The organism is uncultured Caballeronia sp., from assembly GCF_964243625.1.
Classification (GTDB): domain Bacteria; phylum Pseudomonadota; class Gammaproteobacteria; order Burkholderiales; family Burkholderiaceae; genus Caballeronia.
This window is the reverse complement of record NZ_CAXTGZ010000178.1, coordinates 1-10,475: the sequence shown is the minus strand read 5'-3', so window position 1 is coordinate 10,475 and position 10,475 is coordinate 1. Positions and strand designations below refer to the sequence as shown.

Annotated in this window: 13 protein-coding genes; 12 read left to right on the top strand and 1 reads right to left on the bottom strand. The window is 60.1% G+C overall.

What is annotated here, in order from left to right; translation table 11 throughout:
• The first annotated feature begins 120 nt into the window (after positions 1-120).
• From ACFFAR_RS14235 to ACFFAR_RS14205, 7 genes are all read left to right on the top strand, one after another.
• Positions 121-597: a DUF2244 domain-containing protein gene (locus ACFFAR_RS14235; protein ID WP_075359340.1), complete on the top strand. Its 477-nt coding sequence runs from the start codon at positions 121-123 to the stop codon at positions 595-597.
• Positions 598-675: 78 nt separating this feature from the next.
• Complete coding sequence (coxB, locus tag ACFFAR_RS14230) at positions 676-2,295, top strand: cytochrome c oxidase subunit II (protein WP_075359309.1); 1,620 nt, start codon at positions 676-678, stop codon at positions 2,293-2,295.
• A 90-nt stretch (positions 2,296-2,385) separates the two neighbouring features.
• The gene (gene ctaD, locus ACFFAR_RS14225) at positions 2,386-4,023 is read left to right on the top strand and encodes a cytochrome c oxidase subunit I (protein ID WP_061998332.1); all 1,638 of its coding nucleotides are present in this window, start codon (positions 2,386-2,388) and stop codon (positions 4,021-4,023) included.
• 95 nt (positions 4,024-4,118) lie between these two features.
• Positions 4,119-4,259, top strand: a complete 141-nt coding sequence (locus ACFFAR_RS14220) for a cytochrome oxidase small assembly protein (RefSeq protein ID WP_086383990.1) — start codon at positions 4,119-4,121, stop codon at positions 4,257-4,259.
• A gap of 8 nt (positions 4,260-4,267) precedes the next feature.
• Complete coding sequence (locus tag ACFFAR_RS14215; protein WP_082771355.1) at positions 4,268-4,840, top strand: cytochrome c oxidase assembly protein; 573 nt, start codon at positions 4,268-4,270, stop codon at positions 4,838-4,840.
• A gap of 83 nt (positions 4,841-4,923) precedes the next feature.
• Complete coding sequence (locus ACFFAR_RS14210) at positions 4,924-5,130, top strand: DUF2970 domain-containing protein (protein WP_062168849.1); 207 nt, start codon at positions 4,924-4,926, stop codon at positions 5,128-5,130.
• A gap of 75 nt (positions 5,131-5,205) precedes the next feature.
• Positions 5,206-6,063 carry a cytochrome c oxidase subunit 3 gene (locus ACFFAR_RS14205; RefSeq protein ID WP_061998335.1) on the top strand — a complete coding sequence of 286 codons (858 nt, stop codon included), beginning with the start codon at positions 5,206-5,208 and terminating at the stop codon, positions 6,061-6,063.
• A 220-nt stretch (positions 6,064-6,283) separates the two neighbouring features.
• Here the strand turns inward: ACFFAR_RS14205 and ACFFAR_RS14200 are convergent, their stop codons facing one another.
• Positions 6,284-6,493: a twin transmembrane helix small protein gene (locus ACFFAR_RS14200; RefSeq protein ID WP_060817322.1), complete on the bottom strand. Its 210-nt coding sequence runs from the start codon at positions 6,491-6,493 to the stop codon at positions 6,284-6,286.
• Between the two features lie 108 nt (positions 6,494-6,601).
• On the opposite strand from ACFFAR_RS14200, the gene ACFFAR_RS14195 reads away from it, so the two are divergent.
• The 5 genes from ACFFAR_RS14195 to ACFFAR_RS14175 all read left to right on the top strand — a co-directional run.
• The gene (locus tag ACFFAR_RS14195; RefSeq protein WP_375508031.1) at positions 6,602-7,345 is read left to right on the top strand and encodes an SURF1 family protein; all 744 of its coding nucleotides are present in this window, start codon (positions 6,602-6,604) and stop codon (positions 7,343-7,345) included.
• Between the two features lie 48 nt (positions 7,346-7,393).
• The gene (locus ACFFAR_RS14190) at positions 7,394-8,056 is read left to right on the top strand and encodes an SCO family protein (protein WP_375508030.1); all 663 of its coding nucleotides are present in this window, start codon (positions 7,394-7,396) and stop codon (positions 8,054-8,056) included.
• A gap of 21 nt (positions 8,057-8,077) precedes the next feature.
• Complete coding sequence (locus tag ACFFAR_RS14185) at positions 8,078-9,235, top strand: heme A synthase (protein ID WP_062168855.1); 1,158 nt, start codon at positions 8,078-8,080, stop codon at positions 9,233-9,235.
• Positions 9,236-9,241: 6 nt separating this feature from the next.
• Positions 9,242-10,147, top strand: coding sequence for a heme o synthase (cyoE, locus tag ACFFAR_RS14180; RefSeq protein ID WP_061998339.1), 906 nt, complete (start codon positions 9,242-9,244; stop codon positions 10,145-10,147).
• A partial coding sequence (locus tag ACFFAR_RS14175; RefSeq protein WP_375508029.1) for an SCO family protein occupies positions 10,144-10,475 on the top strand: 332 nt, incomplete at its 3' end. The genes cyoE and ACFFAR_RS14175, both read left to right, overlap by 4 nt.

Sequence of the window (10,475 nt, the reverse complement as noted above, 5' to 3'; positions counted from 1 at the left end):
CGACGACGCGCAATCCAATCATGGCGTACCCCCCTTCATGGCGGCGGGTGAGCATTAAATGAACAGGGCTTGGCACTTGGCGAGAGCGCGGGTGAGACAACTCTGAAGCGGGAGACGGCGATGCAAGCAACCGATCTGCTGATGGACTCCGAGCCAGTCGTGAAGGACTGGTTGTTCAAGCGGAACTGTTCTGTCTCGCCGCGCCAGTTCGTAGCGTTTTATGTATCGCTGGCGCTGTTTTCGCTGCTGATCGCGAGTTTGCTGGTGTGGGCAGGCGCTTGGCTGGTGCTGCCTTTTACGGGTATCGAGTTGCTGGCGGTCGGTATCGCGTTCGTCATCTACGCGCGCCATGCTGTCGATTACGAGCGGATCCTGCTGTTTCACGACCGGCTTGTGATTGAACGCATGGACGCCGAAACCCTGACGCAGGTGGAATTCAATCCGCGCTGGGTTCGGGTGGAACCGGGAGCGAGGCCGAGAGATCCGGTCAAGCTAGTGTCGCGGGGCCAGTCGGTGCCTGTCGGGATTCATCTGGCACAGTACCGGCGCAAGCAGTTTGCCGTCGAGTTGCGCACATGGCTGATGCGCTGCAACTGACACGCGTCACCGGGTAGGTCGTTTCCGGGGGGAGCGATGCATGAGTCGGGCGGATGCAAACGGGGGTCGAGGGTCTGAATGGAAATTTTGGGTAAGGAAGCTATGAAAACAATCAAGCGAGCCCTCTCGGGCGTGCTGGCGTTAAGCGGACTCCTGTTCGCCGGCGCAGCCCTGGCGGTCAGTGACGTTCCCGGCGGTCCTGGAGTGAACGAACTCAACTTCCAGACGCCCGTGACGAAGATCGCCGAGGAGCTCTACGGCCTCCATACGTTCATGCTGATCATCTGCACGGTGATTTTTATCGGCGTGTTCGGCGTGATGTTCTATTCCGTCCTGATGCACCGCAAGTCAAAGGGGCACAAGGCGTCGAATTTCCACGAGAGCACCACCGTCGAAATCATCTGGACGATCGTTCCGTTCGTGATCGTCGTGCTGATGGCGCTGCCGGCCACCAAGGCCGTGGTTGCCATGAAGGACACCACCAACGCCGACCTGACCGTGAAAGTGACCGGTTATCAGTGGAAATGGGGCTATGACTATGTGAAGGGCCCGGGCGAAGGCATCAATTTCCTGTCCACGCTCACCACGCCGCGCAGCCAGGTCAATGGACAAGAGCCGATCGGCGAGCTGTATCTGCAGGAAGTCGACAATCCGCTCGTGGTTCCTGTCGACAAGAAAATTCGCATCATCACGACCGCCAATGACGTTGTTCACTCATGGTATGTCCCGGCATTCGGCGTGAAGCAGGACGCAATCCCCGGCTTCGTGCGCGACACGTGGTTCAAGGCCGAGAAGATCGGTACGTTCCGCGGCTTCTGTACCGAGCTGTGCGGCAAGGAACACGCTTACATGCCGGTCGTGGTCGAAGTGCTGTCTGCTGACGACTACAACAAGTGGGTCGATGGCCAGAAGAAGAAAATGGCCGCCAGCGCCGACGATCCGAACAAGACCTACACCATGGACGAACTGAAGGCGCGCGGCGAAAAGGTTTACACGTCGAACTGCGCGGTCTGCCACCAGCCTACGGGCAAGGGCGCGGGTCAGTTTCCGGCACTCGACGGCAGCAAGATCGCGAACGGTCCGATTGCCGAGCACGTGAGCATCGTGCTGAAGGGCAAGGGCGCAATGCCGAACTGGAGCGCGACATTGAATGACGTCGAGATCGCTTCGGTGATCACGTACGAACGCAACACGTGGGGTAACCACACGGGCGACATTCTCCAGCCGAAGCAAGTCGCCGATGCACGCAACGGCAAGATGCCGGAAGGCGGCGACCATCTGGCAGCAGCGGGCGCTGCTGCGCCGGCGGCGGGTTCCGATGCGGCGGCCAGCGCGGCGCCGGCAGCATCGGCGCCGGCTTCGGATAGCGCGGCTCAATCGGCCGGACTTCCCGCCAGCGTTTATTTCGAAACGGGCAAGAGCGCGTTGCCCGCCGACGCAGCAGCAGCCGTCACGGCCGCCGCTGATTACGCGAAGGCGCATCCGGACGCAAAGTTCACGTTGTCGGGTTTCACCGACGCAACCGGTTCTGCCGCGATCAACGCCGACTTGGCGAAGACTCGCGCGCAAGCCGTTCGCGACGCGTTGAAGGCCGCGGGCATTGCGGAAGACCGCATCATTTTGAAGAAGCCGGAAACGATCACGGGCGGTGCTGACGCGAGAGAAGCACGGCGTGTGGAGATCAGTCCGGCTGCTTGACGTACGTATCCAAACGTCCCGCTTCCTTCTGAAAGAAAGCAGGCGTAGCGTATCGCCCAAGTGCCGCAGTATTCGCTTTAGGAGATTGTCATGTCGAGCATCGGACACGATGTAACCGCGGGCCACGAACACGGCCACGCTCATGATCACGGTCATGAGCACGACGAGCACGCGCACGAGCTGCCTTACGGCTGGCGTCGCTGGCTGTTCGCGACCAACCACAAGGACATCGGTACGTTGTACCTGTTGTTCTCGTTCATCATGTTCCTCTCCGGGGGCGTGATGGCGCTGATGATCCGCGCCGAGCTCTTTGAGCCCGGCTTGCAGATCATGCGTCCCGAGTTCTTCAACCAGTTGACCACCATGCACGGGCTGATCATGGTGTTCGGCGCGATCATGCCGGCGTTCGTCGGCTTCGCGAACTGGATGATCCCGCTGCAGATCGGTGCGTCGGACATGGCGTTCGCGCGCATGAACAACTTCAGCTTCTGGCTGCTGCCGGTTGCCGCCATCCTGCTGATCACGTCGTTCTTCGTTCCCGGCGGCGCGACTGCTGCCGGCTGGACGCTGTACGCGCCGTTGTCCACGCAAATGGGCCCGGGCATGGACTTCGCCATTTTCGCGATCCACCTGATGGGTGCGTCGTCGATCATGGGCGGTATCAATATCGTCGTGACGATCCTGAACATGCGCGCGCCCGGCATGACGCTCATGAAGATGCCGATGTTCTGCTGGACCTGGCTGATCACCGCGTACCTGCTGATTGCCGTGATGCCGGTTCTGGCAGGCGCGATCACCATGGTGCTGTTCGATCGCCATTTCGGCACGTCGTTCTTCAACGCGGCGGGCGGCGGCGATCCGGTGATGTACCAGCACATCTTCTGGTTCTTCGGGCATCCCGAGGTGTACATCATGATCTTGCCGGCGTTCGGGATCGTATCGCAGGTGATTCCGGCGTTCTCGCGCAAGCCGCTGTTCGGCTATAGCTCGATGGTGTATGCAACGGCCTCCATTGCGATCCTGTCGTTCATGGTCTGGGCGCACCACATGTTCGCGACCGGCATGCCGGTGACGGGCCAGTTGTTCTTCATGTACGCGACCATGCTGATCGCCGTGCCGACAGGCGTAAAGGTGTTCAACTGGGTTGCCACCATGTGGCGCGGTGCGTTGAGCTTCGAAACGCCAATGATCTTCGCGATCGGCTTCCTGTTCGTGTTCACCATGGGCGGTTTCACGGGCCTGATCCTGTCCATGGCGCCGCTCGATATCCAGATGCACGGCACTTACTACGTGGTGGCGCACTTCCACTACGTGCTCGTGGCCGGCTCCCTGTTCGCGCTGTTCTCGGGCTGGTATTACTGGGCGCCGAAATGGACGGGCTGGATGTACAACGAGACGCGCGGCAAGATCCATTTCTGGGCGTCGATGATCTTCTTCAACATCACGTTCTTCCCGATGCACTTCCTGGGCCTCGCCGGCATGCCGCGTCGTTATGCGGATTACCCGGCGCAGTTCACGGACTTCAACCAGATCGCAACGATTGGCGCGTTCGGTTTCGGCCTGGCTCAGGTGTACTTCCTGTTCGCTGTCGCATTGCCGACGTATCGCGGCGGTGGCGATCTGGTGAAGGCGGAAGACAAGCCGTGGGACGGCGCTGAAGGACTGGAGTGGACCGTGCCGAGCCCGGCTCCGTTCCATACGTTCGAGCGTCCGCCGCAGGTCGAGTAAGTTTTTTGGCGGTGCGTCCCGCAGAAGCGGCGCGCACCGGCCAAACCAGCAGCACTGACAGCGAATGCATGACTAGCGGAATAAAGTCTGATCGGATGACCCGTAATTCACAGAAGCAACGAACGCCCGCCGAAGTCCGCGCGGGCAACAAGCGGCTCGGATTTATCCTGCTGGCGGTAGCCGCGGTGTTTTTCCTGGCCGTGGTCGTCGACCAGTACGTGCGTTCGAGAGGCTAGGGAGCAACGTGTCTACGCCTCAAGAGGTAAAGGAAGACCGCGCGTTCAATCGCTCGATGATGTTCAAGCTGATCGTCGTCGCGGCCGCCATGTTTGGTTTCGGTTTCGCGCTGGTGCCCATGTACCGTGCGATCTGCTCGATCACCGGCATCAACAACCTTGTGCAGCGCGACGTCGGCGCGCGGGAAGCGAAGAACACGCAGGTCGACACGAGCCGCAAGATCGCCATCGAATTCGATGCCAATGCGCGCGGCCCGTTGCAATTCAAGCCTGAGCAGAACTCGCTCGACGTGCATCCCGGCGAAGTGATGACGGTGATGTACGAGGTGACCAACCAGCAGGGCCGTACGGTTCAGGCGCAAGCCATTCCTAGCTACGCGCCAATGCAGGCCACCGAGTACTTCAAGAAGATCGAGTGCTTTTGTTTTACGCAGCAAACGTTGAAGCCGAACGAGACCCGACGCATGCCCGTGGTGTTCGTGGTGGACCCGAAGCTGCCGAAGGATGTGAAAACGATCACGTTGTCATACACGTTCTTTGAGTTGACCGCGCCGGCGACGGTGTCACGCAGCGGTACCTGAAGCGGTTACCTTCAAGGCAGCCCGCGAGGCAAGGATGCGCGGCGATGTAGTCCACAAGTCGTGTAAAGCGGCGGAGAAGCATGATGGTCGAGATACAAAAGCCGGTTCCGAAGAGCAGTTTTCTCCGGTTGCTGAAGGCGGTTTTCTGGTCGTTCTTCGGTGTGCGCCGTCGCCGCGACCTCGAAAGCGATGCGTCCCTGAATCCGCTGCATCTGATCGCGGCGGGCGTCATAGGGGCAGTGCTGTTTATCGTCGTGTTGCTGGTGGTGGTGCGGGCAGTAGTGGGATAAAGCTGGTGGGACCGCGTGGTGCGGCGCCCGAGGCAGAAAAAATTCAAGCAACTGGATCGAAGTGGAGAATCAATAATGAGCGGTCAAAACGAAAGCCCGTACTATTTCGTCCCGCACCCGTCGAAGCATCCAATCATGGCCGCCACTGGTCTTTTGATTTCGATGGCTTCGCTGGCGTCGTGGGTGAATGGTGAACCGTGGGGGCCGATCGGCTTTGTTATCGGCCTGCTTTGGCTGCTTTATACGCTGTGGCACTGGTTTGGCGATTCCATCGGGGAATCGGAAGGCGGGATGTACGGCAAGAATGTCGATCTGTCGTACCGCTGGAGCATGAGCTGGTTCATCTTTTCCGAAGTCATGTTCTTTGGTGCGTTCTTCGGCGCGTTGTTCTACGCACGGCAGATCGCGCTGCACGAACTCGGCAGCCTGGATTACAAGCTGATCTGGCCGGATTTCACCGCGGTATGGCCGAACAACGGCCCGGCTGCGCTGATCTCCCATTTCCGTTCCATGACCCCGTGGCCGCTGCCGACGATCAACACCGCACTGCTGCTGAGCTCGGGCGCGACGCTGACTGTCGCTCACCATGCGCTGCGCGAGAATCATCGTAAGAAAACGATTATCTGGCTGGCTGCGACCGTTGGCCTTGGCGTGATGTTCCTGTTCTGCCAGGGCTACGAATATTTCCATGCCTACAACGAATTGAACCTGACGCTGGCGTCCGGCGTTTATGGCTCGACGTTCTTCCTGCTGACCGGCTTTCACGGCTTCCACGTTTTCCTCGGCGGCACCATGCTGACGGTGGTTCTCGTGCGTGTAATCCGCGGACACTTCACCGCGGACCATCACTTCGCTTTCGAAGGCGCCGCGTGGTACTGGCACTTCGTGGACGTGGTCTGGCTCGGGTTGTACGTGGTCGTCTATTGGTTGTAAGCGCGAACTACGAAGGAACGTGCCAATCAGTACGGACCCTTCGCCAGATAGTCTGAAGTCGATTGAAGAAGATGCTTTGAAAAGCGCCGCCTCGACCTGATTCGGGCGGCGTTTTGCGTTTTTGCGATGTGCCGTTTTGTCGCAGCACGGATTGCACGGTCAGGCGCTGGATCGCGGAAAATCGCGCGGAGTTCGAGCCCAACACTTTACTGATGCGCGATCAGCGGCCGAGCGGGATACCGGTAGACTGAATCCAGCCCATCCAGTGCGCGAACAGGATGAAGAGAAACAACGAGATCGACAGCCCGACTCGCATGGCGAGGGACCACACCATGCGCTTGCTCTTGCCCTTGTCGGTCATCATGAAGTACAGCGCCGAACCCAGGCTCGCGATGATGAGAATGAATGCGATGGCAACGAATATGTGCATGAAGACAGCCAGTTGGCCTATGAAGTTCGATTCCTCGATTATCGCATCGCAGGTAATGTGCCGCGTGCGAGTTGAAAGTTTCATCGGTGCACATACGGCGGTCGCGGTATGAAGATCCGCTTCTGGCCGGCGCTGATCATCCTGATCGTGATGGCGGTGACGGTGCGTCTGGGCTTCTGGCAGCGCGATCGTGCGCATCAGAAAGAGCAGCTCAATGCGAGGATCGTCGCGTTCGAGAACGCTCCGGCGCAACGTGTGAGCGCAGCGCCAATGGCCCTGAAGGATGTCGAGTTTCATCGCGTGCAGGCGCGCGGCACGTTCCTGCCCGATCAGGTGGTCTATCTGGATAATCGGCCCTACCAGGACCAGCCGGGGTTTTATGTGGTGATGCCGCTCAAGCTCGACGATGGCGGCGTGGTGTTAGTGAACCGCGGCTGGCTGCCACGGAATCTGGCGGACCGTACGGGTATCGAACCGTATCTCACGCCTGGCGGCGAAGTGGACATCGAGGGGATTGCGCGCGCAAATGCATCGCAGGCGTTCGAGCTCGGGCGCGGCGGATCGGATGCGAAACTGAAGATTCGACAGAACCTGAGTGTCGCCGCCTACGCCACCGAGACCGGCTTGCCGCTGCAACCGTTCGTGATCCAGCAATCGAACAACACCGGTGACAAGCTGGTGCGGGACTGGCCGGCGCCCACCATGGGTGTCGATACGAATTACGGTTACATGCTCCAGTGGTGGGGCATGGCGGCCGCGGCGCTCGGATTCGGCCTGTATGCCGCGCGACGGGCCGCGAAGAAAGACGAGTCGAAGGATCTTCCGGCACAGCCGCTCGACCAGAAGATTTAAAGACGCTACGCAAACCGAACCAAGCGACCAACAAATAGAGGCAACATTTTGTCCATGCAAACTCCCCGTCCTTCGCCGTCCGCTGTGAACAAAGCGCGGGCGCAGCAACAGGAACGCACGCCCGGTTCGTGGAACAAGGGGCGCTGGATGTTGCTGTTGCTCGCGTTCGTGTGCGCGGCGCCGGTGCTTGCGTCGTATTTCATGTACTACGTCGTCAAGCCGACGGGCGGCACGACGAGCTATGGCGCGCTGGTCGAACCGCAGCGCCCGATTCCCGATCAACTCGTCGTCACCGACGAACAAGGCAAGCCGATGCCGCTCTCCGCCTTGCGCGGCAAGTGGCTGATGGTCACGGTCAACGGCGGCGATTGCGACGAAAAGTGCGTCACCCGTCTCTACTTCATGCGCCAGGTTCGCGCGCTGCAGTCGGCTGAACGTGAGCGCGTGGTCAACGTATGGCTGCGTACCGATGACAAACCCGTGTCCTCGGTGATCCGGACGGCGTATCCGCAGCCGGACACGCGCATGCTCATCGCTGATCCGAAAGCTGTGGCCGCGTGGCTGCCGGCAGGCGCGGATTCGCAACTCACCGATCACATCTTTCTCGTCGATCCAAACGGCAACCTGATGATGCGTTTCCCGAAGGATCCGCAGCCGGAAAAGATCAAGGCGGATCTGGCGAAGCTGCTGAAGTGGTCGCGGATTGGTTGAGACAAAAGGGGCCATGCAGGCATGACTTACGTTTTACAACTTGGCTTGATCGGCATTTGCATTGCGTTGTTGCCGCTTTCTTATGTGTGGGTGAAAGCCGACGACAATAAATTTAGCAAGCTCGTCTGGCTGACCACCTTCCTGACACTCGATCTCGTGATGTTCGGCGGCTTCACCCGCCTCACGGACTCCGGCCTCGGCTGTCCCGACTGGCCGGGTTGCTACGGCACGTCGTCGCCTTTTATTGCGCATGCCGCAATCACGGCGGCGCACCAGGCGATGCCCACCGGGCCGGTAAGTATCGGCAAGGCGTGGATTGAAATGATTCATCGCTATTTCGCGATGGCGATCGGCGTGTTGATCATCGCGCAGGTGATCATTGCGTGGACGGCGCGTCTGAAACGTCGCCCGTTGCACGTCTCTCCGTGGTGGCCAACTTCCATCTTGCTGCTGATCGTGGTGCAGGGCGCGTTCGGCGCGTGGACGGTCACCATGAAGCTGCAGCCGGTGATCGTGACCATTCACTTGCTGCTCGGGCTCGCGTTGCTAGGCTCGCTCGGCTGGCTGGCGGCGCGCCAGACGCCGATCCCATCGATAAACCCTGCCGCCGCCCGCTGGCTTCCAGCGGCGCTCGTGGGTTTACTGTTGCTGATCGTGCAGATCGCACTGGGCGGCTGGGTCAGCACGAACTACGCAGTACTCGCCTGCACGGACTTCCCGCTATGCAACGGCGCCTGGATTCCGCCGATGAACTTCGAGCACGGCTTTCATCTGTGGCGCGCGCTCGGCATGACCGGCGACGGCGATGTCATCTCGCAGGACGCACTGGTCGCAATCCACTGGACGCATCGTACGTTTGCGGTCGTCGTGGTGCTGTATCTGCTGTGGCTCGCTGCGAAGCTGCGTCGATTTGAGTCATTGAGAAAGCCCGCAAACGGCGTAATGTTCGTGATCGTCGTGCAGTTCCTGACCGGCCTCTCGAACATCCTGTTGCAATGGCCGCTGCCTGTCGCGGTGGCGCACAACGGTGGTGCGGCCATCCTGCTGCTACTGCTCGTTATGATAAACTTTCGGATCTCTTCCAGCCGCCACGGCCACGCCCTGAGTCCCGCTGCGGGATCGTCCGCCACCGCCTCGCTGGACGCGGTATCCGCATCATTCCCGCGCCAAGCTCCGTGAGTTTCTATGGACAGCACCACACTGATTTCTCCCTCCGGTAGCCGCCTCTCGCAATACATTGCGCTGACCAAGCCGCGCGTCACGCAGCTTGCGGTGTTCTGCGCGGTCATCGGCATGTTCTTGTCGACGCCCGGCATGGTGCCCTGGACTGTGTTGATCGGCGGAACGGTCGGCATCTGGCTGCTGGCCGGCGCCGCGTTTGCCATCAACTGCCTGATGGAACAAAAAATCGATGCCATGATGCGCCGCACCGCATGGCGTCCGTCGGCGCGTGGCGAAATCACGGCTGCGCAGATCCTGCTGTTTTCGGCGGTGCTCGGTGCAGCCGGGATGTGGACGCTCTACACGTTCACGAATGCGCTCACCATGTGGCTGACCATCGCCACGTTCGTGGGCTATGCGGTGATCTATACGTGTTTGCTGAAGCCGGCCACGCCGCAAAATATCGTGATCGGCGGGGCTTCCGGCGCCATGCCGCCGGCGCTCGGCTGGGCAGCGGTGACGGGTCATGTTCCCGGCGACGCCTGGATTCTCGTGCTGATCATCTTCGTATGGACGCCGCCGCATTTCTGGGCGCTCGCGCTATACCGAAGGAAGGACTACGAGAACGCCGGCTTGCCGATGTTGCCCAACACGCACGGCGAGAAATACACGCGCCTGCACATCCTGCTGTACTCCGTGATCCTCTTTGCCGTGACCATGATGCCCTTCATTTCGGGCATGAGCGGCGTGCTATATCTCGCATCCGCCGTTGTGCTCGGCGGCATGTTCCTCGGGTATGCGTGGAAGATTTATCGTGATTACTCCGATGCTCTCGCGCGCAAGACCTTCCGGTTCTCCATCGTGTATCTGTCGCTGCTGTTCGGCGCACTGCTCGTGGATCATTACGTGCGGACGGTGATCGGCGTATGAAGTTTTCAGTTCGCGGGATCGTTGTCTGGATGGGATTGGCATTCGCTGCCGTATTGCTCGCCGCGTGCGACAGCAAGCCGGCATTCACGAATCTCGACATTACTGGCAACACGCAGTTCGGCAGCGATTTCTCGTTACCTGATACAACTGGCAAGACCCGCACAATGGCCGACTTCAAGGGCAAGGCGGTCGTGCTGTTCTTCGGCTATACGCATTGCCCGGACGTATGTCCCACCACAATGGCTGAGTTATCGCAGGCGCTCCAGAAGCTCGGCGATGACGCCAAGCGCGTTCAAGTCCTGATGGTCACCGTCGATCCCGCACGCGA